Below are 22,833 nucleotides of genomic sequence, written 5' to 3'. Positions count from 1 at the left end.
TCCTTTTGCTTAGCTATGGATTTTTCGCACACTACTTCTGCGCGCCGTACCGCGTGCAGAAGAATCTAACCGCCTCTACTGTTCATCGTTCATCTGGGGGAGAAGATCATGAACACACCGATGCCGACCGATATTCAGTCCACGCCTCGCACACAGGGGGAGAGAGGCCGCGCCGATGTGGAGCTGGTGAGCCAGCATCTGGCCGGGGACGAGAAGGCTTTTCGCCATATCGTGCGACAGCACCACACGACGCTTTTTCTCACCGCCCGCCGCTATAGCCGCACCGAGCACGACGCCTGGGATATCGTGCAAGAAGCCTTACTCAAGGCCTCGCAGCGGATGCACACCTTTCGCGCCGAGGCCACCCTATCCACCTGGTTACACAAGCTGGTATCGAATACCGGCTATGACTTCACCCACCGGCGCCCGCATCAGCGCCACGAGCTGACCGTGATGGATGATGACACCCATTCCCGCGCCCTTGCCTACCGGCACAGCCACGATCCCTTCAGTAGCGAGCTCTCGCGGCTGGCGCTGCTGACGATCATGCGGACGCTCTCCGCGGAGCAGCGGGAGGCGCTCTATCTCATCGATATCGCCGGCTACACCGTGGAGTGGGTGGCCGAGTACCAGGGCGTGGCCGTGGGCACGGTGAAGTCGCGGCGGGCCCGCGCCCGCAGCAAGTTGCAGCAGCTCTACACCGACCCCGCAGAGATCGCGGATCTGCTCGCTGGGGCTAATTAGTCGCCCCGCGCTTGTCGACGCCACCCCGCCGCCACAGCGGCGCGCGGGAATGAGGGATAGCGCCGCGGCGTTATACCACGGCGTAGGCGGAGCGCACCGCGTGCTGAAGCCTTTCCCTCCGCTTGGGTAGGGTGGCAGAGGTACACACTGACGCGCAGCTAGGGCCGCTCGATAGGCGGCTTCCCGCCGCAGACTTTAGCCGCAGAATCAACAGTAAAGGACGCATCTCACAGTGAGCGACACGATCCACGACGTCATCATCATCGGCTCCGGCCCGGCAGGCTATACCGCCGCCATCTACGCCGCCCGCGCCGAGCTCAAGCCGCTGGTCTTTGAGGGCTATGAGTACGGCGGCTCCTTGATGACCACCACCGAGGTGGAGAATTTCCCCGGTTTCGCCGAGGGCATCATGGGCCCCGAGCTGATGGAGCAGATGCGCTCCCAGGCCGAGCGCTTCGGCGCTGATCTGCGCATGGAGATGGTGGACTCGGCGGATCTTAGCGGCGAGGTGAAGATCGTGCGCGTGGGCGAGGAGGAGTTCCGGGCCCGCAGCGTGATCCTGGCGATGGGCTCCGCGCCGCGCTATGTGGGCGTGCCCGGAGAAAAGGAGCTACTGGGGCGCGGTGTCTCCGCCTGCGCCACCTGCGATGGCTTCTTCTTCAAGGACGTCGAGATCGCCGTTGTCGGCGGCGGCGACTCCGCCATGGAGGAGGCCAACTTCCTCACCACCTTCGCCTCCAAGGTCACCATCATCCACCGCCGCGAGGAGTTCCGCGCCTCCAAGATCATGCTGGAGCGCGCCAAGAACAACGAGAAGATCGAGTTCATGGTGAACAAGGTGGTCGAGGAGGTGCGCGGCGAGTCCAAGGTGTCCTCGCTATTGCTGCGCGATACCGTCACCGGCGATACCTCCGAGCTGCCGGTGGCCGCGATGTTCGTGGCCATTGGCGCCGATCCGCGTTCGGATATCGCCGCCGGGCAAGTGGAGCTCACCGACACCAAGCACGTGCGCGTCCAGGAGCCCTCCACCCGCACCAGCGTTCCCGGCGTCTTCGCCGTGGGCGACCTCGTGGATAATCACTATCAGCAGGCCATCACCGCCGCCGGCACCGGCTGCCGCGCCGCCATCGACGCCCAGCACTATCTGGGCGAGCTGGAAGACACGCTGCACTAACCCCCGCCCGTTATTCACTCTCCAAGGAGACCCCCATGTCTAAGATCATCAACCTCACCAGCGATACGTTTAAGTCCACCGTGATCGAGTCCGAGAAGCCGGTCTTGGTGGATTTCTGGGCCGAATGGTGCGGCCCCTGCAAGAAGCTCGCGCCGGTAATCGAGCAGGTTGCCGAGGAGGTCGGCGATACTGCGGTAGTGGCCAAGGTGGATGTGGATGCAGAGCGCAACTTGGGCGCAATGTTTCAGATCATGTCCATTCCCACCGTCGTGATCTTCCAGGGCGGCGAGAAGGTTGCGGAATACGTGGGCGTGCGGCCGAAGCGCGAATACGTGGAAAAACTTGCGTCACTTGCGTAACTGGTAGGGTTAAAACGACAGCGTGAAAGTGCCTTTCTCAGCAACTTTCGTTTAGCGGGCTGCCCGCGCCTAGAATAGTGACACGCTGAGATATCAGTTGTCGTGCTGCGCACAAAAAAGCCGCGCTGCGCGGCTGCAATCTATGTAGAAGGGACCTCGGTGGTGGACGTGTTGCGGGTTGGTGACCGTAGCCCGCGCGTAGCGGAAGTACGGAAGAGCCTTGCTCGTCTCGGACTGCTTTCCGTCGACGAATCCGCGGACGGATCTTCTGATGACTTCGATAGCTATGCAGCAACCGACACGCTGTTTGATACCGCCCTTGCCGAGGTCGTTCGCGCCTTCCAGCAATCCCGCGGCATCATCGCCGATGGCTGTATTGGTGAGATCACGCTCCGTGCCCTTCGCGAGGCCTCCTATACCTTGGGCGCCCGCGTACTGCAGTACCAGCCGAATAACACCCTGGTGGGAGATGACGTGGTGCAACTGCAAACCCAGCTGCAAGAACTCGGTTTCTACACCGACCGCATCGACGGCCGCTATGGGCCCAACTCCTTTGATGCGGTGAAAAACTACCAGCTCAACTACGGTCTTGAGACCGATGGTATTTGCGGGCCTAAGACCATCAAGGCCCTCAGCCGGCTGGGACTACGCATCACCGGTGGCTGCCCGCAGGCGATCCGCGAGGATGAGCAGATTCGCCGCGCTGGGCCGCGTCTCGCCGGTAAGCGAGTTGTGATCGACCCAGGCCTCGGAGGCAAAGACCAAGGCATGACGGTCGTGGGCACCTATGGCGCCATTACGGAAGAAGAAATCCTCTGGGATATCGCCACCCGCCTCGAAGGCCGCATGATCGCAGCCGGTATGGAGACCATCCTCTCTCGCCCGCGCGGCGATAATTCCTCCGCGGAGTCCCGCGCCGATGTGGCCAATGCCTTTGGTGCGGATCTCATGATCTGCCTCCAGGCCGATCGCTACAAGAATGACAAAGCCTCCGGCGTGGCCACGTTCTACTTCGGCTCTGCCCTCGGCTCCTCCTCGCTGACAGGGGAGAAGCTCTCCGGCTTCATTCAGCGCGAGATCGTTGCCCGCACCCAAATGATCAACTGCGGCAATCACGGCCGCACCTGGGAGCTTCTGCGCCTGACCCAGATGCCTACCGTGGAGGTCGTCACCGGCTATCTCACCAACGATGCCGATGTGGCGAAGCTGACCGACCCGATGGTGCGCGATGATATCGCCGAGGCCATCGTGGTGGCCGTGAAGCGCCTCTATCTCATGGATGCCGATGATCAGCCCACCGGCACCTACAATTTCGCCGAACTGCTCGAGCAAGAAAACTGCTAAGCCGATACCCCCGCTAGCAGCGCAGCTCCGCGCTGAGGGTGTCCATGGCCGCCGCCGCCAACACTGAGGTGTCTGGCGGCAAGCGTATTTCTAGCCGGGGCACCACGGGGTGCTCGCGCACCACCTCAAAACCTGCGGCCCGCAGCTCTTCTTCGCTCATCAGACCGATACGCTCGGGCACCCAGTCCAGCTCCTCCCGGCCGCTGGCGCGCCAGCCGAAGGCCTGCACGGTCTCTATGCCGCGGCGGCTGAGGTGCATGAGGGCGGCGTCGATAAGCACCGGCGCAGTACCCAGATGCGGGGTGCGAAATAAGGAGCTGAGCAGCATAGCGCGGCGGGGAACTGGGCCGCTGGGCAGGCGGCTGACGCCGCCGGCGAGCGCGGGCGGGCAGAAGAGGATGGTGCCGAGGGTCTCGGCGGGGGTGATGAGGTTGAAGCCGCACACCCCGAGCGTGGTGGCGGCATGGACGATCCACGCCTCTTTTTCTAGGGCGCTATCGCGGATGAGGGCCTCATCGGCGGCCGCAACCTCCCAGAAGATGCTGCGGCGCGCCTGCGGGTGCACATGCTTTAGACCGCGCGGATCGAGCCGCAGCAGCTGGATGTGATCGGTGCCCATTGTGATCCCCAGCCCGTAGCGTGCACCTACATTAGCGCTCGAGGAGCTCGACGATACGCTCGAAGTCCTCGCGGCCCGCGAACTCCACGATGATCTTGCCCTTCTTCTTACCGGCCTGCACGGTCACCTTGGTGTCCAAGCTATCGGCCAGGGATTCGGCGGCGTGAGTGAGGTATTCCGGCTGCGGGGCCTTCTCGCGGGGCGGGGTTTTCTCCGCGTTGCCACCACGATTGAGCAGGGTCACGGCCTCCTCGGTGGCCCGCACGCTCAAGCCCTCGGCCACGATCCGCTTGGCGAGCTTCTCTTGGGCCTCTTCGCCCACCTTCACGCCTAGCAGGGCGCGGGCATGGCCGGCGCTGAGCACCCCGGCAGCCACCGTGCGCTGTACCGACACCGGCAGGGCGAGCAGCCGGATCATATTGGTAATCACCGGCCGGGAGCGGCCCAGTTTATCGGCCAGTTCCGCCTGGGTGACGCCGAACTCCTCCAGCAGCTGCTGATAGGCGGCGGCCTCTTCCAGCGGGTTGAGCTGCACGCGGTGGATATTCTCCAACAGCGCGTCGCGCAGCATTGTGGAATCCTCGGTCTCGCGGACGATCGCGGGGATTTCCTGCATGCCGGCCTTGGTGGCCGCGCGCCAGCGGCGCTCGCCCATGATCAGCTCATAGCCATCGGCTACCTCGCGCACCACGATGGGCTGCATGAGGCCAAACTCCTTGATGGAGTGGGTGAGTTCGGCCATGGCCTGCTCATCGAAGACCTCGCGGGGCTGCTTCTCATTAGGCTCGATCAGCCCAATGGGGATCTCCCGGTACGTCGCCCCCATCGGGGTGGAGTAGTCCTCGTGGATATTCTCGGGGCGGCTGCGCTGCACGCCCTTCTGGCTGCGCTGCCGGCCCTGGCCGGTGCCACTTTGGCCGTTGCTGCCGTGGCCGCGGGCGCCCTGAGAACCACCCTGGGAGGCACGTCCTCCCTGCTTAGCGGCGGCGTCGCGCTCGCGAGAGGATTCGCCCAAAACGATGCTCGCGGCATTATTGCCCAGCCGAGGCTTTGCGGAGCCATCGGGGATCAGCGCCGCGAGACCGCGGCCGAGACCGCCTTTACGAGTTTCATTCGCCATGGTTGCTCAACATCCTTCGTTTGCGTTCCGCGTGGGCACTGCAGTGGCGCTTAAGCGCCTGCGATCGAGACGATTGCCCCGCTCGCCCCCAGTATCTTTCCCGAGCATGTATTCCGTCAATCCTCATCGCCGGAGGGGACCTGGCCGATAGGGGAGGACTCCTCGGTGGCGGGGTAGTCGCCGCGATTATTCAGCTCCCGTGCCGCATCCAGATAGGCCATGGCGCCACGCGAACCGGGATCATATTCCAGCACTGTCTGGCCATAGCCTGGCGCCTCGGAGACCTTCACACTGCGCGGGATCACGGTATTGAGCACCACCTCGCCGAAGTGATTGCGCACCTCGCTGCTGACCTGCTCGGCCAGCTTGGTGCGGCCGTCATACATGGTGAGCAGGATCGCGGAGATGTGCAGATCAGGGTTGAGGTGGGTGCTGATCATGGAGATGTTATTGAGCAGCTGGCCCACGCCCTCCAGTGCGTAGTACTCGCACTGAATCGGAATGATCACCTCATTGACGGCGGTCATGGCGTTAATCGTGAGCAAGCCCAGCGAGGGCGGGCAGTCGATGAGCACATAGTCCAGGTCGTGCTCGGTGAGGAAGTCCTCATTAATGGCATCTGCCAGGCGATATTCGCGGCGCACCATGGACACCAGCTCGATCTCCGAGCCCGCCAGATCGATCGTGGCGGGAATGCAGAAGAGATTCTCCGAGAACTCACAGCTCTGCATCGCCTCCTCGGCGGTGGTTTCGCCAAGGAGCAGCTCATAGCTAGAGATGGTGCCGGCGCGATGCTCCACGCCAAGCGCGGTGGAGGCATTGCCCTGCGGGTCGAGGTCAATCACCAGCACCCGCAGCCCGCAAATCGCCAGACCCGCGGCAAGATTGACGGAACTGGTGGTTTTACCCACCCCGCCCTTTTGATTCGCAATGGTCATGATGCGCGGCCGCTCGGGTCGAGGCAGCTTCAGCGCATTCGGGGTGCGCACCTGCGCCGCCCGCTGTGCCGCAGCGGCAATGGGTGTGTCGTCCCACGTAGTTTCATGCATGCTCGCTGATCTATCCCCTCTATGGCTGGCCTATGAGACTACCGCGTGCGCTGCCCGGATCATGGCCATCATGCTTATCGACGCCATCCTCCTGGCGCGCACACCTAGGCCTCTAGCCTAGTGCCTCACTGTGTCACCAACCAATGGGGTATGAGGCCGGCGCACCCGCAGCAATCTCTAGCGGCGGCGCGGGATACTGATCACCGTGGTGGGTTGCTCCAGCACACCCTCGCCGACGGTCATGATCGTGCCCAGTCCACCGCCGGCCTTGGCGATGATGGCGTGATCGCGTTCCCATTCCTCGTGCACACTCGAGCCTTTGAGGGCAATCATTTTCCCATTCGGGCGCACCAGCGGCATACACCAGCGGGCGAGCTTGCCCAAGGGGGCCACCGCCCGCGAGGTCACCACATCGAAGCGGCCAACCTCGGCGCGCACGGTTTTTTCTTCGGCGCGGCCACGCACCACCGTGACGTTGTCCAATTCCAGCTCTTCTACCACTTCCCGCAGATAGGTGGAGCGCTTGAGCAGCGGCTCGATGAGGGTGATGGAAAGATCGGGACGGGCAATAGCCACCGGAATGCCGGGCAGGCCCGCACCGGAGCCAATATCGGCCACGCGGCGGGCATCGGCCGGTATCGCCTCGGTGACCACTGCGCAGTTGAGGATATGCCGCTCCCAAAGCCGGGGGATCTCGCGGGGGCCGATGAAGCCGCGCTGAGTGCCGGTGGTCGCGAGCGAGGCGTGATAGCGCACAGCGAGGTCAAGGCGCTCGCCGAAGACGGCAGCCGCGCTCGCAGGCGGTGGAGTCAGCTCGGTGCTCTGCTCGCCCTCCGACTCTGGTTTCACGTGAAACATCCCTTTCCTCATCCTCGGCGCTGGCCGTATCTCATGCTCGGCCAGACTGCACTGTCTTCCTCACTATACGTTGCCCTATGCGGGCCATCCCAAGGGGGAATATGAGTCGCGGCCCAGCATCACTGCGAAGAGGATGCTGGGCCGCGGGGGCTTACTAAGTCGCTAGAACTCTAGGCCGCTAGGGCGCGTTTAAGAGTTGCTGCCCTTCTTCGGGTTCTTCGGCTTCTGGCCGGGGCGAGGAGCAGTGGTGCGCTTCGCTTCGCGCTTGCGGGCGAGCTCTTCCTCCTCCTCGGCGTCGACCTTGGCAAAGATCCAGCGCTGCTGGAAGAAGGTCCACACGTTATTCGATGCCATGTAGAAGAGCAGTCCGATGTGCCAGAAGACACCGGTGAAGAGGATGATGCCGGGCATGAACCAGAGCATCATCTTGTTCATCATCTGCATCTGGGTGGCCATCATGTCATTCTGCGGGGCCTTGGTCTTGCCGGAGCGGCGACGCTCCTCCTGGCGGGACACCGACAAGCGGGCGTTCATGTGGGTAGCGAAGACCACGATGAGGATCAGCGGGGTGGCGACGGCAATGATCTTGGCGCGGGTGAAGTCCACGGTGCCGAAGGCGCCGAACATCTCATTGGGCATGGAGATATAGGACGATAGCGGCACCCCAAAGATACGAGCATCGAGGAAGGACTGCACCTCATCGACACCGAAGATGTAGTTCGGGGTATTGCGGTTGACCTCAATGGACAGGCCCAGCTGGGTGCCGCCGGTACCGGTACGGTTGAAGGACCGCAGCACGTGGAACAGGCCGATGAACACCGGCATCTGGACGAGCAGCGGGATACAGCCGGCGATGGGATTGACGCCCATCTCCTTCTGCAGCTTGCGCGACTCCTCCATCATCTTGGCTTGGTCGTTCTTGTACTTCTCGCGGATGGCCTGCATCTTCGGCTGCATCTCTTGCATCTTCAGCGTCGAACGCATCTGCTTGAGCATGGGCCTGACGAGGAAGGCACGGATGGTCACCGTCAGAAGAACGATGGCGAGCACCCAGGACACACCCGAGTCGGGGTCGAGGACATAACTGACCACCTTGTGCCAAAACCACAAGATGGCAGAAATTGCGTAATAAATAGGATCCAGCACGGCGTTCTGAATGCTCCTTTAGCTGCTACGTGGTGTGATGATCGTTCAGGGGTTCAGCAGCGCGCCGCTCAGCGCCTGCGTCGTGCCGCAGAAAAACACAGCCACACGGGGTGTTCGCTCGCGCCGCCACCGGCGACACATATGCGAGTATATTTCATCATTTTCTCTGCACCGGGGGCACGGGGTCATAGCCGCCCGGATGCCAGGGACCACACTTACTCAGACGAATAACGGTGAGCAGCACTCCACGCAACGCTCCAAAGCGCTGCAAGCTCGCAAGCGCATAGGCACTGCAGCTCGGCTCGAAACGGCAGCTCGGGCCGCTTTTGAGCCCAGAAAGATACTTCTGGTACAGCCGCACCCCGGCTACTAACACCGCAGTCAGTGGGCCGCGCCGAGCGGGCCTAGTCGGACTGTGCGGCGCGCTCGGCGAAGCGTCGTCGACTGCGTGCGAGTGCTCGTCTAACATCGTCCTCTAATTTCTCTGAGGGGGCATCGGCGCTGGCAGGCAGCGCCCGAATGACCACTCGGTCGGTGCGATCGAGCTCCTCGGCGAGCTCGGCACAGATATGCCGCAGCCGCCGGGCGACGCGGTGACGAATCACAGCATTCCCGACGGCTTTAGACACGATGAGCCCAAAATGCGGCCCACCAAAGCTCACCTGGGGCTCCCGCTCCCCGCAGGCGCGCGAGTAATAGGCAACCACGCGCTTGGTTCCGGCCCGGCTTGCACCGGATACAGCCTGCGAAAACTCCGCAGAGGAACCAATTTTGAGGTTCTTCGGAAGCATCAGTGCGCCCCTCGAGTAATTTTTCGGTGGCGAAGCCGCGGGTCACACACTGCGTGACACCGCCGCCTCACGGGAAAAGAAAACTACGCGGTGAGGCGAGCACGGCCCTTGCGGCGACGTGCAGCGACGATAGCGCGACCGGAACGGGTGCGCATACGAGTACGGAAACCGTGGACGCGGGCACGACGACGGTTATTGGGCTGGAAAGTCCGCTTGCCCTTAGCCATAGGTCAAACACTCCTTGAAAGTTTGCTGTCACAAGCTCCGCGCTGCTCAGCACGAGAGGCTCAGACCGCGAGGGCGGCCTGAGACGCTGGCGCTGCGCGACGCCTAAGGAACTCATGAGATGAATTCTCTTCTTCCCCTCTTCCGCCGAAGCGAAACAGGATGCAGATCGATACTTCAGCTTCCGCAATGAGGTGGTCACCCACCTCCGAGCCGGCGCTCGGATCAGCGCACTGTACCGCCAAAGCATCGTCCACACGCGGCCCTGCCCACTCCACCTGCAAGGCTCAACCTCAGGTTGAACCCATGATGCAGCTGCGTGACCGCAATAGACCTAGACAGAATACGGTACGACCGTCGTGAATAACAAGTTGCCACGCGGATAAGATTCGTGGCGCTAGCTGGGCTAACTTACATCACTGTGCTTTTCCTGCTGTAGCTGTGCTGCAACAGCGGTGCCCTCGCGGGCCGGTGTGTACCGCCCCATATGCCGCACAAATAGTACGGGTGTACTGGTATTTAGCTGATCCCGCCAGCACCCGCCTCGAGGAGTGTAAGGCGCACTCGCTACTGCCATCTACACCCTTAACTCGCGCGGCCAGAGGCGACGAGCCGGCGGAGCGCCACGGCTCTGCGGCGGGGGGAAGATCGGCGTTTTTTACCCCTGAAATACCGCGATTGTAATTTTCAGCGCGACACCCTGCATCCCTCTTCTTTCGCTCCTGCGGCAATGCCGCTGCGCTAAGGAAAAGAGCATGTCATCGCAATCTGGGATTATCGGCTTTCCGAGCGAAGGCCCGGCGATAAAGATAATTACAGCATTGATATTCCCTGCAATTGTTGGACTGCATCCACCACCGGCGGGTAACAATGGAAACCGTGAATTAAACACAGCTGTGAACACCCCGTGGCTGTGGATAACTCTAAAGCTGAAGTTGAGACTCCTCCGAGGCCAGTGCTTTGGTGCAGCTCAGAACCCATTTTTTCGGCGATTTAGTTATGCACAGGCTCTCGACTAGGCTGTGGATAGCGCTTGTGCAGTCCAGTTATTCACAGCTGTGGATAACGTTGTGGAAAACTCCGCATCACCATGGAGTTCGGCTTTGCCGGCTCTGTGCACACGGCGGTGTAATCACACAACCGTGTATCCACAGCGAGGCGTTCTTTTCGGCTTAGATAATCCGCTTTTTCTGCGGTTATGAACAAGCTCGACAAGGCCGTTGGGGAGAGGGGAGACCGGCTTCAGGCGCGCCTGCGCCCCTGGGCTTGGGTGTTTCCTCGCGTCGCCGCGATAGCGGTGAGCTCGGGGTGTCCATGGCTGGTGGCTGCAGCTCCCTGCGAGGACACCGTTATTCGGAAACGACATCCTCGCTGGGAAAACGTATCGTGCCTGGGAGCAGGGATGGTGCGGATATGTCGTTTCCGCGTGCCATCACCCGGTGGTGGTGCTGTGCCCGTGATTGTCCGTCCACCCGTGTAGTAAGGGGCTTTCCCTGTGACAGAGCATTCTGGTTCTCTCGCCCAGACGTGGCAGAGCGTGATTAACGATCTGCTGGCGCTGTCTGAGCAACCCTCCTCCGGGATCGGACCAATTAGCGCCCGCCAGCGCGGGTTTCTCAGCCTCGTCACCCCCGTGGCCCTCGTGCCGGGCTATGCGGTACTCGCCGCGCCTCATGCCATGGCAAAAACCGTGATTGAACAGGACTTAGGACCTGCGCTGACCTCGGTTCTCACCACCCACATGGGCCGACCGACGGGACTTGCCGTCAGCGTCAATCCGGAAGCAATCATGCCGGAGACCGCCGCCGCGGACCCCGAGCAGGCCACGGAGTATTCCGAGCACACCCAGCACCACCCAGACCCCAGCGAGGCGGCGAACACCGCGGCCACGGAGATGCTCAATAACGACAACGCGGCGGTCGTTCCGCCGCCGAGCAGCGCGCAGCCTACCGCGCACTCCGAGGGAGAGACCCCGCAGCAGCAGTGGGCGGATCAGGGCTGGCAGGAGCGGAATTGGCAGGAAAGCCACGCCAACTATTCCGAACAACCGCAGTACTCCGAGCACACCCAGCAGAGCCAACGCCCCCACCACGGCCAACCCCCTCAGCCCGGCCAGCATGGGGCGCAGCACCATGACTCGCTGCCGCAGCGCGGCCACGATGCCTCGGTGGGCTTCGGCCACCCAGCACCCAACCCGCAGGCGGCACCGCAGCGCTATACCCGCGAACAGCCGGCCCCCAAGGCCTCCGCGGAAGGATCACTGAATCCGAAGTACACCTTCGATTCCTTCGTCATCGGATCGTCTAATCGTTTCGCCCACGCCGCGGCAGTCGCGGTGGCGGAAACCCCGGCGAAAGCCTTCAACCCGCTGTTTATCTGGGGCGGCTCGGGGCTGGGGAAAACCCACCTCTTGCATGCTGCGGGGCTCTACTCGCAGGTGCTGCAGCCGGGCCTGCGTGTGAAGTATGTCTCCAGTGAGGAATTCACTAATGACTACATCAATTCGGTGCGCGATGATCGCCAGGAAGCCTTCAAGCGGCGCTACCGCAACCTCGACATCCTCATGGTGGATGACATCCAATTCCTCGAGGGCAAAGAGGGAACGCAGGAAGAGTTCTTCCACACCTTCAACGCCCTCCACCAGGCGGATAAGCAGATCATTTTGTCCTCGGACCGGCCCCCAAAGGAGCTGACCACCCTCGAGGATCGTCTGCGCACCCGTTTTGCCGCGGGGCTAATCACCGATATTCAGCCCCCGGACTTGGAAACCCGTATCGCCATTTTGATGAAGAAGGCCCAGGACGATGGCACGCAGGTGCCGCGCGATGTGCTGGAGCTGATCGCCAGCCGCTTCGAGTCCTCTATTCGTGAACTCGAGGGCGCGCTGATTCGAGTGGCGGCGTTTTCTTCGCTGACCAATCAGCCAATCACCATCGAGCACGCCGAGGTGGCGCTACGCGACATCATGCCGGAGAACAAGCACGTCGAGATCACCGGGCAGACCATCATTACGGCCTCGGCTAACTACTTCGATATCTCGGTGGACACCATCACCGGCACGAGCAAAACCCACGCGGTGGTGCATGCCCGCCAGCTGGCGATGTACCTCTGCCGTGAGCTCACCGCTCTCTCCTTGCCCCAGATCGCCGAGAAATTCGGCGGCAAGAACCACACCACCGTGATGTATGCGGTGCGCAAGATCAAAAACGAGATGCAGGAAAACCGCGAAACCTACGATCAGATCCAGGAACTCACCCAGCTCATTAAGAATGGCTCCGCCTAGCGAAGCCTCCGAGCCAGGCTTGTAGCCAGACCGTCACCCCCGCGGGGTAGGGCAGGAGCACCTCCCGCCGACCGCGGCCTGAGAGCGCCCGTGTGCACACTACGTGCCACGGGCGCTGTGTCGTATCTGTACTGGGCGAAGGGGGCAGCGGCGGGGGCGGCGAGACGCGCACTGAGGGCGTTATCCACAGAGTTATTCACAGCTGTGTAATTACAGAATTGTCATTTACTGGACGCTCAAAGAAACCGCAGGTCGCCGCCTGTGCATAAGTAGCGATTTTCTGTTGTTCGCAGCCGCCTCGACGGTGCATGCACTGTGCACAACGAGCAGGGGTGGAAAGTTGTGCACAACCCCCTCTAGTTATGCACCCGCTATGCACAGCCTGGAACACATGCCGCAACGCTAGGGTGAGCTGCGCAGATCGTGGAATTACACAGATTGCACAGCACCTACTGCTACTACCAAAGAAAGTTATGGATTGATCTAAGAAGAAATAGGGGGTGTGGACGCGGCGCCGATTCCTGTCATTCACCGCACCCGCCACGACGGCACGCCGCGCCGCGCTGGGAGCCGGAATCACATATCCCCTTCCGCGTGGATCCCGGTTTATAGCGGAGTGTGATTCTTGTAGGCTGGGAGGGAAGAACAATTGTTTTGCCGCCGATGAGCCGATACTGGGCCATATTCGCCGTATCGCCGAGGACCTGATAACACAGTTTCTTGGCTGCTCAGCGGCTGCTTGTGCTTGAAGGAGCCTCAGCTAAGCATGGAATCGCAGCCTGTGTCTTTCCGAGTATCGAAAGATGACTTTTCCGCAGCCGTGGGCTGGGTCGCTCGTAGTTTGCCCACCAAGCCCACCCAGCCGGTACTTCGCGGCATGGTGATTAGCGCCGACGATGATGGCCTCACCCTGGCCGGATTCGACTATGAAGTATCCACCAAGGTCAGCATCTCCGCGGAGATCGATGAGCCGGGTCGCATCGCCGTTCCCGGCAAGCTGGTCTCGGATATTGTGAGTTCGCTGCCGAATAAGCCCATCGAGGTGCGCACCGACGAGTCCAAGGCATTTTTCCGCTGCGGTTCCTCCAGCTTTGAGCTTCCGCTGATCCCGCTGGATGATTATCCCGCGCTGCCCACACTGCCCGAGGTGACCGGTCGAGTGAACCCGAGCCTCTTCAACGAGGCGGTGTCGCAGGTGGCCATCGCCGCTGGTAAAGACGACACCTTGCCGATGCTCACCGGCGTGCACATGAAGGTGCAGGGAAAGAACGTGGTCATGGCCGCCACCGACCGTTTCCGCCTCGCGGTGCGGCGCTTTGAGTGGGAGCCGGTGGCCGATGATGTCGAGGCCGCCCTGCTCATCCCGGCGAAAACCCTGCAGGAAAACGCCCGCTCCATCGATCCCTCGCTCAACGAGAACGTGGAGATCGCCGCCGGTACCGGCGAGAAGGTGGGCGCCGATGGTCTCTTCGGCGTGCATACCCGCAACCGCCAGACCACCACGCGCATGCTGGATGCGGAGTTCCCGAACTACGATCCGCTCCTGCCGAAGGTGCACACCTCTTTGGCAACCGTGGCTATCGGCCCGCTTCTCGACGCCATCAAGCGCGTCTCCCTCGTGGCCGAGCGCAATGCGCAGATCCGCATGCACTTCTCCGAGGGCCAGGTGGTCTTGGCCGCCGGTGCCACCGATTCCGGCCACGCCGAGGAGTCGCTGCCCTGTGACTATCAGGTGGGCGAGGGCGCCGAGGGCCAGGATTCCCTGCTCATCGCCTTTAACCCCTCGTATCTCAAGGAGGGGCTCAATGCCATGCCGGGACAGCGCGTGGTCTTTGGTTTCACCGCTCCTTCCCGCCCGGCGATCATCATCCCCGAGCCGGAGGAAGCCATCGAGGCTAATTCCGCTGGTGAGTTCCCCACCCCGGGGTCGGAATTCACCTATCTGCTGATGCCGGTTCGCCTGCCGGGCTAGTTCCTCCGCGGTGTACATTCGGCATCTCAGCCTGCGCGATTTCCGCTCGTGGCCGAGCCTCGAGATCGATCTGACTCCCGGGATCACGGTGTTTACCGGCCGCAATGGGCACGGCAAAACAAACATTGTGGAGGCGGCCGGCTATGTGGCGCATCTCGGCTCCCACCGGGTCTCCACCGATGCGCCGCTGGTGCGCGAGGGCGCCCAGGCGGCACGGGCATCGGCCACGGTGGTCAACGATGGCCGTGAACTCGCTGGTCATGTGTTAATCAAGGCCCGCGGCGGCAATCAGGCCGGCATTAATCGCACCAAGCTCAAAAGCACCCGCGAACTGCTTGGCGTGCTCAAAACCGTGATGTTCGGCCCAGAGGATCTCAGCTTGGTGCGCGGGGAACCGGCTGAGCGCCGCCACTATCTGGATGCGATCATCGCCTCGCGTAAACCACGGGTCGCCGGGGTCAAGGCGGATTATGACAAGATCGTGCGCCAGCGCAATGCGCTGTTGAAGTCGAACTATGCGGCGCTGCGCCGCGGCTATTCCGCCGATGATGGCGCCGCCACCCTGGCCACCCTCGATTCCTGGGATATGCAGTTGGCCAGCTGCGGCGCGATCGTCCTCGAGGAGCGTCTGCGCACCATTGAGCAGCTGCAGCCGTTGGTTACCGGCGCCTATAGTGGGTTGGCCCCAGAATCCCGGCCGGCGTCGATCGCCTATGATTCCTCGCTCAATGACACCCTGGCAGAAATCGAGGGCCGGCCCGATCGGGGAGTGCTGGAGGCGGCATTGATGGCGCGTCTGGCGGCGGTGCGCGCGAACGAGATCGAGCGGGGGATCACCCTGGCCGGGCCGCATCGTGATGATATTCAGCTCATGTTGGGCGGCCAGCCGGCCAAGGGCTTCGCCTCACATGGCGAGACGTGGTCCATGGCCTTGGCGCTGCGGCTTGCGGAGTTTCATCTGCACCGCGGCGATGGCACCGATCCGGTGCTCATCCTGGACGATGTTTTTGCCGAGCTGGATGCGCGCCGCCGCGCCCAGCTCGTAGGCCTGGCCCAGGACGCCGAGCAGGTGCTTATCACCGCAGCCGTGGGCGATGACCTGCCCGATAACCTGGATGAGCACATTGCTGCTCGCTACTTCGTGGAGGCCGTCGCCGATCCAGAGGGCAAGGAGCACGCTCGCTTATCGACGCTTACCCCCATGCCCATCGATCCTCCTGCCGCGGCTGAGCCCGAGGAGGGGGCGTCCTCGTGAGCGACAAGCAGCAGCCACCGGCCGCGGCGCAGCCACCGGCCCGCGCGGCAGATCTGATTAGCCGTTCTTTTCAGGCGGTGCGCGCCGAGGCGAAAAAGCGCCGGGGATATGTGCCGGATTTATCGCGGCAGCGCCGCGATACCACCCGCCGCCTGGATTCTGATCGCGCCGATTCCTCGGCGATGTTGCAGCGTATGGGCTTAGACAAGTCCTCCTCGACGCCGCGATCCTGGCGTTTGCGGCGCGGTTCGAATACCGTGCTGCGCGCCACCGGCCCGGATGGGCGGGCACTGCGCCGAGCCCGCACCTTCTCCTCGGTGGGGGAGGTACTTTCGGAGGAAATCACGGCCCGGGGCTGGGGCAAGGACTTAGCCAATGGCTGGGTGCAGACCCACTGGCCGGAGCTGGTGGGGCCGACGATCGCCGGCTATGCCGTGGTGGAAAGGGTGAAGGGAACCACCGTCTACGTACGCTGTTCCACCACCCCGCAGGCGACGAATCTGCGCGCCATGCAGCGCATGATCCTGGCGAAAATCGCAGAAAAGGTGGGCCCCAATGTGGTCACTACCTTGAAGATTCACGGCCCCGAGGCACCCAGCTGGCGCCATGGCCCGCTGCACGTAAAAGGGCGCGGGCCCCGCGATACCTACGGATAGGCTCTGGGCCGGTGCGTCTAGCCCGCCCTGTTTCTGCCTGAGAGCGAATGAGGCGCCAGGCAAGTAGGGGGATAGCTCATCGGGGAGTGAAGGCGGTAATTGGGCCTGTAGGGGTGTAATATGGAGGGGTCTAATTAATCTGTTTCAAGGAGTTTGAGTAATTACAGTGGCTAGCACCGAACACATTTATGATGCCTCCTCAATTACCATCCTCGAAGGTCTTGAGGCAGTGCGTAAGCGCCCCGGCATGTACATCGGTTCTACCGGTGAGCGCGGCCTCCACCACCTAGTGTGGGAGGTCGTGGATAACTCCGTCGATGAGGCCATGGCCGGCTATGCCACCAAGGTGAAAGTTACTCTCTTGGAGGATGGCGGCGTGGAAGTCGTCGACGATGGCCGTGGTATTCCCGTGGAAATGCACCCCTCGGGCGCGCCGACCGTGCAGGTGGTTATGACGCAGCTGCACGCCGGCGGCAAGTTCGACTCGGAGTCCTATGCGGTCTCCGGTGGTCTCCACGGTGTGGGTATCTCGGTGGTCAATGCGCTCTCGACGCGTGTTGAGGCGGATATCAAGCGCGATGGCAAGCACTGGTTGCAGAACTTCAGGAATGCGATTCCGGAGGAGCTGGTGGAGGGCGGCAACGCCCGCGGCAGCGGCACCACGGTGCGTTTCTGGCCGGATCCGGAGATCTTCGAAACCACAGAGTTTAAGTTCGACACCATCGCCCGCCGCTTGCAGGAAATGGCCTTCCTGAACAAGGGTTTGAAGATCGAGCTGATCGATAAGCGCGTCTCCGATGCCGAGGCCGAGCTCGATGCGCTCGCCGAGGCCGGCGAGGACGCCGCCGCCATTGATACTCCTTCCCTGGATGATATCGATGAGCAGGAAGAAAGCCGCGAGGCGCTCGGCGAGGACGCTAAGGATAAGCCCGGGAAGAAGAAGGACAAGATTCGTGAGTTCTTCTATCCTGAGGGCCTGATCAACTACGTCGAGTATCTCAACGATACGAAGACCCCGATCCACCCCACCATCATCGGCTTCGATGCCAAGACCGATGAGCACGAGGTGGAGATCGCGATGCAGTGGAACAAGGGCTTTAAGCAGTCCGTGCACACCTTCGCGAACACCATCAACACCATCGAGGGCGGCACCCACGAGGAGGGTTTCCGCGCGGCTCTGACCAGTTTGATGAACCGCTATGCGCAATCCCACAAGCTGCTCAAGGAAAAGGACGGCAAGCTCACCGGCGAGGACTGCCGCGAGGGCTTGGCTGCGGTGATTTCCGTGCGCGTGGCTGACCCTCAGTTTGAGGGCCAGACCAAGACCAAGCTCGGTAATACCGAGGTGCGCTCCTTCGTGCAGAAGATGGTGAATGAGCACATCGCGGACTGGTTGGAGGCCAACCCCGCCGAAGCGAAGGTGATCATCAGCAAGGCGCTGGCGTCTGCGCATGCCCGCCAGGCTGCCCGCCGTGCCCGTGATCTGGTGCGGCGCAAGTCCGCCACCGATCTCGGTGGCCTGCCCGGTAAGTTGGCCGATTGCCGTTCGAAGGATCCGGTGCGTTCCGAGCTCTACATCGTGGAGGGTGACTCCGCAGGCGGTTCCGCGAAGTCCGGCCGCGATTCGATGTTCCAGGCCATTTTGCCGCTGCGCGGCAAAATCCTGAACGTGGAGAAGGCCCGTTTGGATCGCGTGCTGAAGTCCAATGAGGTGCAGGCCATCATCACTGCTCTCGGCACGGGTATTCATGATGAGTTCGACATCAATAAGCTGCGCTATCACAAGATCGTGCTGATGGCCGATGCCGATGTGGACGGCCAGCATATCGCGACCTTGCTGCTGACGCTGCTCTATCGCTTCATGCCGCAGCTGATTGAGGAAGGCCATGTGTTCTTGGCCCAGCCGCCGCTGTACAAGCTGAAGTGGGGCAAGGGCCGGCCCGGTTTCGCCTTCTCTGATGGCGAGCGCGATGAGCAGCTGGCCGCCGGTCTGGCTGAGGGCCGCAAGATCAACAAGGATGATGGCATCCAGCGCTATAAGGGTCTGGGCGAGATGAGCGCCAAGGAGCTATGGGAGACCACCATGGATCCGGAGACCCGTATTCTGCGCCGCGTGGATGTGGGCGATGCCCAGGCCGCCGATGAGCTCTTCTCCGTGCTCATGGGCGATGATGTGCGCGCCCGCCGCAGCTTCATCACCCGCAATGCGAAGGATGTGCGCTTCCTCGATATCTAGGAGCGCCGCTGCGTAGTCACGCAGCCCGCATACAGCACACCACCCGCCCCTGCAGTGCAGGAGGCGGGTGGTGGTGTATCGCGGTGCAGATAGGGCCGTTTAGCTGGCGTGCTTGTGGATGATCTCTCCGGTTTCGAAGAGGGAGTCGGTGATGAGCTTCTCGCTCTTGCCCCGGACCGAGGAGTAGACCTTCTTCAGCGGTGCGGCCGAGATCTTATCGGCGTTGCGGTCCGCCACGGTCATGATGGAGTTGACCACCTCGGTGGAGTTCTCCTCGAGGTAGGTGCCGAAGCTATGACCAGCCCCCGGCTCCTGGAACTTCTGCCAGTAGGGATCCAACTCATCGGCCATTTCGGGGAGCAGGCGGCGGGAAGCCTTATTCACGATGTCCGCATCCACCTTCTTGGCGGCGGCGAGAGCACCGGTGAGCAGCTTGCCGGAGATACCGCTTTGCTCCTGCACCTTCTTCTCCACCAGGGCGCTGAAGTCGGAAACGACGGCGCTGGTGGTGTCATCGTCCTTGGTGAGCAGTTCGCGTAAATGTTGCATGACCCTCATGGTACGGGCTCTGAGCTGCAGATAACGCAATATCCTTGTAGTTCCACATTTTTCGGCGCACCTGAGAAATGTGGAACTACAAGGATCGTATTCGCGTGTTGTGACTCTTCCGCCACAGCTCAGCCGACCACCTCAGTAGTCACATACTTTCACTGCAATCACAACTGCAACATAGCTTACATGAGCAGAGGGTCGGCGCCAAGAGAACGGGGAATCATTTTCTTTCTCTGTGCGCGCCTGAGAGCCGCTATGCGGGCCGGAAGGGTGGTGTGAATTCGATCATAGTAGCGTCGATAAGCGAAAAAATGCGCCTAAATCGCGCTCAGTGCCACTCTGCGGCGAAAAGGGGAGTAGAATGGCGGAGATTGGATTCTGAGAAACCCAAACCATAAGAGGTGACGCGCGTGAGCGATGACAATCAGGGCGGCGAGAGCTTATTCGACCGCATCGAACCCATCGATATCAATGAGGAGATGCAGTCGAGTTATATCGACTACGCCATGTCTGTCATTGTTGGTCGAGCGCTGCCGGAGGTGCGCGACGGTCTCAAGCCGGTGCACCGCCGTATTTTGTACTCGATGTTTGACTCCGGCTATCGCCCGGAGCGCGGCTATGTGAAGTCGGCGCGCCCGGTGGCCGACACCATGGGTCACTATCACCCGCACGGTGACTCCGCGATTTATGACACCCTGGTCCGCATGGCCCAGCCGTGGTCCATGCGCTATCCGCTGGTGGATGGCCAGGGTAACTTCGGTTCCCGCGGTAATGACGGCCCGGCCGCCATGCGTTATACCGAGTGCCGTCTCACGCCGCTGGCCATGGAGATGGTGCGCGATATCCGCGAGAACACCGTGGATTTCTCCCCGAACTATGACGGCAAGACTCTCGAGCCGGATATTCTTCCCTCGCGCGTGCCGAACCTGTTGATGAATGGCTCCGGCGGTATCGCCGTGGGTATGGCCACCAACATCCCGCCGCATAACCTCAACGAGCTGGCCGAGGCCATTTATTGGATTCTCGCCCACCCCGAGGCCGATGAGAAGTCGGCGCTCGAGGCGTGCATGGAGCGCGTGAAGGGCCCCGATTTCCCGACCTCAGGGTTGATTGTGGGCGATGAGGGCATCAAGGATGCCTACACCACGGGTCGCGGCTCGATTCGCATGCGCGGTGTCACCAGCATCGAGGAACTGGGTAACCGGCAGATCATCGTGATCACCGAGCTGCCCTATATGGTGAATCCCGATAACCTGGTCTCCTCGATCGCGGAGCAGGTCAAGCATGGCAAGCTGGCGGGTATCTCCAGCGTGGACGATGAGTCCTCCGATCGCGTCGGCCTGCGCATCGTGGTGACTCTCAAGCGCGACGCGGTGCCGCGCGTGGTGCTGAATAACCTGTTCAAGCACTCCCAGCTGCAAACCAGCTTCGGTGCGAACATGCTCTCCATTGTGGATGGTGTGCCGCGTACCCTGCGCTTGGATCAGATTCTCAAACAGTACGTGAAGCACCAGATCGATGTGATCGTGCGTCGTACCCAGTACCGCCTGGACGAGGCCGAGAAGCGCGCCCATATCTTGCGCGGTTTGGTCAAGGCACTGGACATGCTGGATGAGGTGATCGCCCTTATCCGTCGTTCGCCCACCGTGGATGATGCCCGCACCGGTTTGATGACGCTGCTGGATGTCGACGAGATCCAGGCCGACGCTATTTTGGCCATGCAGCTGCGTCGCCTTGCCGCCCTGGAGCGGCAGAAGATCGTGGACGAGCTGGCCGAACTGCAGGCCCTCATCGAGGATCTGCAGAGCATTCTGGCCTCCCCGGAGCGCCAGCGCACCATCGTGCGCGAAGAGCTCGAGGAGATCGTGCGCAAGTACGGCGATGAGCGTCGTACCCAGATCGTGGCGGCCTCCGGCGATGTCACTGAAGAAGACCTCATCGCCCGCGAGAACGTGGTGGTCACCATCACCTCCACCGGCTATGCCAAGCGCACCAAGGTGGATGCCTATAAGTCGCAGCGACGCGGCGGTAAGGGTGTGCGCGGTGCTGAGTTGAAACAAGAAGATATTGTGCGCCATTTCTTCGTCTGCTCCACGCACGACTGGATTCTCTTCTTCACCAACTTTGGCCGGGTCTATCGCTTGAAGGCCTATGAGCTGCCCGAGGCCTCGCGGACCGCGCGCGGCCAGCACGTGGCCAATCTGCTGGAGTTCCAGCCGGAAGAAACCATCGCGCAGATCATTCAGATCCAGACCTATGACGATGCCGAGTACCTTGTCTTGGCCACCCAGCAGGGTCGGGTGAAGAAGTCCAAGCTGCACGATTATGAGTCCAACCGTTCCGGCGGGTTGATCGCCATCAACCTCAACGACAACGACAAGCTCATCGGCGCCACGCTCTCCAATGGCGATGATGACATCCTGTTGGTCTCCGAAAAGGGCCAGTCCATTCGCTTCACCGCCGATGATGATGCGCTGCGCCCGATGGGTCGCGCCACCGCCGGTGTGAAGGGCATGCGTTTCCGCGATGATGACCAGTTGCTCTCCATGACCCGCGTGGACAATGGCGAGTTCCTCTTGGTGGCCACCTCCGGCGGCTATGGCAAGCGCACCCCGATGGAGGAATACCCCACCCAAAACCGTGGCGGTATTGGCGTGGTCACGCTCAAGCACACCCCGAAGCGCGGCAAGCTGATCAGTGCTCTGGCTGTGGATGAGGACGATCAAATCTTTGCTATTACCTCCGCCGGCGGTGTGATCCGCACCGAGGTGAACCAGATCCGCCCGAGCTCCCGCTCGACCATGGGCGTGCGTCTGGTGGACCTGGCGAAGGATGTGGAGGTCTTGGCTATCGACCGCAACGTCGAGGACGAGGGCGAGGAAAACGCCACCGCCGTGGCCACCGGCCAGGCCGAGTCTCCGACCGCTGCTCGGGCCCGCAAGACCGGAGAAGATGACGCCACCGCGGACCCCATTCCCGGAGTGGAAGGTCTCAGCGACAACGATGAGTCCGAGGAGGACTAATGAGTAGCCAGAGAGTCGCCGTGCGGCATATTTCTCCGCTGTCTGTGTTCAAGACAGCGCTGGCCCTATCGCTCACGGCACTGGCTGCCTGGATCATCTGCGTGATCGTGCTCTATATGGGTCTCGATGCCGCAGGGGTGTGGGATAAGGCCAATGAAGTGATTGCAGGCGTCGGTGGCGAGCAGGTGCTGACCTTCGGCATCACGGTCTCGCTCGCGACGCTGGTGGGCGCGATCTTCGCCCTGATTGCCACCTTCCTCGCGCCTCTCGTGGCGATCATCTACAACTCCGTGGTTGATCTCTTCGGAGGCGTCGTGATCACTATCGGCGAGACCGAGGACTAAACACCGCTTTTTGTCGGTGCTAGCGCCAGCGGCCCCAGCACGGAATCACCGGTGTTCGGGGCCGCTGGCATATACCGACAAAG

The 22,833-nt window shown here is 61.8% G+C and carries 20 protein-coding genes; 11 read left to right on the top strand and 9 right to left on the bottom strand.

What is annotated here, in order from left to right; translation table 11 throughout:
- The first annotated feature begins 108 nt into the window (after window positions 1-108).
- The 4 genes from KR227_RS07975 to KR227_RS07960 all read left to right on the top strand — a co-directional run bounded on the left by KR227_RS07975 (window position 109) and on the right by KR227_RS07960 (window position 3,621).
- On the top strand, window positions 109-744 hold the full coding sequence (locus KR227_RS07975; protein ID WP_255549197.1) for a sigma-70 family RNA polymerase sigma factor: 636 nt from the start codon (window positions 109-111) through the stop codon (window positions 742-744).
- 232 nt (window positions 745-976) lie between these two features.
- A complete protein-coding gene (gene trxB, locus KR227_RS07970) occupies window positions 977-1,918 on the top strand; it encodes a thioredoxin-disulfide reductase (protein ID WP_218364832.1) in 942 nt (313 codons plus the stop codon).
- 35 nt (window positions 1,919-1,953) lie between these two features.
- Window positions 1,954-2,277, top strand: a complete 324-nt coding sequence (gene trxA, locus KR227_RS07965; protein WP_218364831.1) for a thioredoxin — start codon at window positions 1,954-1,956, stop codon at window positions 2,275-2,277.
- 159 nt (window positions 2,278-2,436) lie between these two features.
- Window positions 2,437-3,621 (top strand): N-acetylmuramoyl-L-alanine amidase, encoded by a 1,185-nt coding sequence (locus KR227_RS07960; RefSeq protein ID WP_218364830.1) that lies wholly within the window; start codon window positions 2,437-2,439, stop codon window positions 3,619-3,621.
- A gap of 13 nt (window positions 3,622-3,634) precedes the next feature.
- Here the strand turns inward: KR227_RS07960 and KR227_RS07955 are convergent, their stop codons facing one another.
- From KR227_RS07955 to rpmH, 8 genes are all read right to left on the bottom strand, one after another.
- Window positions 3,635-4,240 carry a hypothetical protein gene (locus KR227_RS07955; RefSeq protein WP_218364829.1) on the bottom strand — a complete coding sequence of 202 codons (606 nt, stop codon included), beginning with the start codon at window positions 4,238-4,240 and terminating at the stop codon, window positions 3,635-3,637.
- 31 nt (window positions 4,241-4,271) lie between these two features.
- The gene (locus tag KR227_RS07950) at window positions 4,272-5,360 is read right to left on the bottom strand and encodes a ParB/RepB/Spo0J family partition protein (RefSeq protein ID WP_218364828.1); all 1,089 of its coding nucleotides are present in this window, start codon (window positions 5,358-5,360) and stop codon (window positions 4,272-4,274) included.
- Window positions 5,361-5,476: 116 nt separating this feature from the next.
- Window positions 5,477-6,409, bottom strand: coding sequence for a ParA family protein (locus KR227_RS07945; RefSeq protein WP_218364827.1), 933 nt, complete (start codon window positions 6,407-6,409; stop codon window positions 5,477-5,479).
- 177 nt (window positions 6,410-6,586) lie between these two features.
- Window positions 6,587-7,267: a 16S rRNA (guanine(527)-N(7))-methyltransferase RsmG gene (rsmG, locus tag KR227_RS07940; RefSeq protein WP_218364826.1), complete on the bottom strand. Its 681-nt coding sequence runs from the start codon at window positions 7,265-7,267 to the stop codon at window positions 6,587-6,589.
- 189 nt (window positions 7,268-7,456) lie between these two features.
- A complete protein-coding gene (gene yidC / locus KR227_RS07935; protein WP_218364825.1) occupies window positions 7,457-8,413 on the bottom strand; it encodes a membrane protein insertase YidC in 957 nt (318 codons plus the stop codon).
- A gap of 157 nt (window positions 8,414-8,570) precedes the next feature.
- Window positions 8,571-8,882, bottom strand: a complete 312-nt coding sequence (gene yidD / locus KR227_RS07930) for a membrane protein insertion efficiency factor YidD (RefSeq protein WP_218364824.1) — start codon at window positions 8,880-8,882, stop codon at window positions 8,571-8,573.
- Window positions 8,818-9,204, bottom strand: coding sequence for a ribonuclease P protein component (gene rnpA / locus KR227_RS07925; RefSeq protein ID WP_218364823.1), 387 nt, complete (start codon window positions 9,202-9,204; stop codon window positions 8,818-8,820). The genes yidD and rnpA overlap by 65 nt, the downstream gene beginning before the upstream one ends.
- 83 nt (window positions 9,205-9,287) lie before the next feature.
- A complete protein-coding gene (gene rpmH, locus KR227_RS07920; protein ID WP_083878205.1) occupies window positions 9,288-9,431 on the bottom strand; it encodes a 50S ribosomal protein L34 in 144 nt (47 codons plus the stop codon).
- 1,493 nt (window positions 9,432-10,924) lie between these two features.
- On the opposite strand from rpmH, the gene dnaA reads away from it, so the two are divergent.
- The 5 genes from dnaA to gyrB all read left to right on the top strand — a co-directional run bounded on the left by dnaA (window position 10,925) and on the right by gyrB (window position 18,831).
- Window positions 10,925-12,712 carry a chromosomal replication initiator protein DnaA gene (gene dnaA, locus KR227_RS07915; protein ID WP_218364822.1) on the top strand — a complete coding sequence of 596 codons (1,788 nt, stop codon included), beginning with the start codon at window positions 10,925-10,927 and terminating at the stop codon, window positions 12,710-12,712.
- A 766-nt stretch (window positions 12,713-13,478) separates the two neighbouring features.
- Window positions 13,479-14,684 (top strand): DNA polymerase III subunit beta, encoded by a 1,206-nt coding sequence (gene dnaN / locus KR227_RS07910; protein WP_151549762.1) that lies wholly within the window; start codon window positions 13,479-13,481, stop codon window positions 14,682-14,684.
- 10 nt (window positions 14,685-14,694) lie between these two features.
- Window positions 14,695-15,939 (top strand): DNA replication/repair protein RecF, encoded by a 1,245-nt coding sequence (gene recF / locus KR227_RS07905; protein ID WP_218364821.1) that lies wholly within the window; start codon window positions 14,695-14,697, stop codon window positions 15,937-15,939.
- Window positions 15,936-16,595: a DciA family protein gene (locus KR227_RS07900; protein WP_370625211.1), complete on the top strand. Its 660-nt coding sequence runs from the start codon at window positions 15,936-15,938 to the stop codon at window positions 16,593-16,595. Before recF ends, KR227_RS07900 begins: the two co-directional genes overlap by 4 nt.
- A gap of 166 nt (window positions 16,596-16,761) precedes the next feature.
- Entirely contained in the window at window positions 16,762-18,831 is a 2,070-nt protein-coding gene (gene gyrB, locus KR227_RS07895; RefSeq protein ID WP_218364820.1) for a DNA topoisomerase (ATP-hydrolyzing) subunit B, read from the top strand.
- A 99-nt stretch (window positions 18,832-18,930) separates the two neighbouring features.
- On the opposite strand, the gene KR227_RS07890 is transcribed toward gyrB, so the two are convergent.
- Window positions 18,931-19,380: a hypothetical protein gene (locus KR227_RS07890; protein ID WP_218364819.1), complete on the bottom strand. Its 450-nt coding sequence runs from the start codon at window positions 19,378-19,380 to the stop codon at window positions 18,931-18,933.
- Window positions 19,381-19,793: 413 nt separating this feature from the next.
- Here KR227_RS07890 and gyrA point away from each other — a divergent pair, with 413 nt between their 5' ends.
- Together gyrA and KR227_RS07880 are read left to right on the top strand one after the other, a co-directional pair.
- Window positions 19,794-22,406, top strand: a complete 2,613-nt coding sequence (gene gyrA / locus KR227_RS07885; protein WP_218364818.1) for a DNA gyrase subunit A — start codon at window positions 19,794-19,796, stop codon at window positions 22,404-22,406.
- The gene (locus KR227_RS07880) at window positions 22,406-22,750 is read left to right on the top strand and encodes a DUF3566 domain-containing protein (protein ID WP_218364817.1); all 345 of its coding nucleotides are present in this window, start codon (window positions 22,406-22,408) and stop codon (window positions 22,748-22,750) included. Before gyrA ends, KR227_RS07880 begins: the two co-directional genes overlap by 1 nt.
- The last annotated feature ends 83 nt before the right edge of the window (window positions 22,751-22,833 follow it).

Source organism: Corynebacterium sp. TAE3-ERU30 (assembly GCF_019209925.1).
Lineage (GTDB): Bacteria > Actinomycetota > Actinomycetes > Mycobacteriales > Mycobacteriaceae > Corynebacterium > Corynebacterium megadyptis.
Note: the sequence above shows the minus strand (reverse complement) of the source record. Positions and strands in the feature narration are given on the sequence as shown.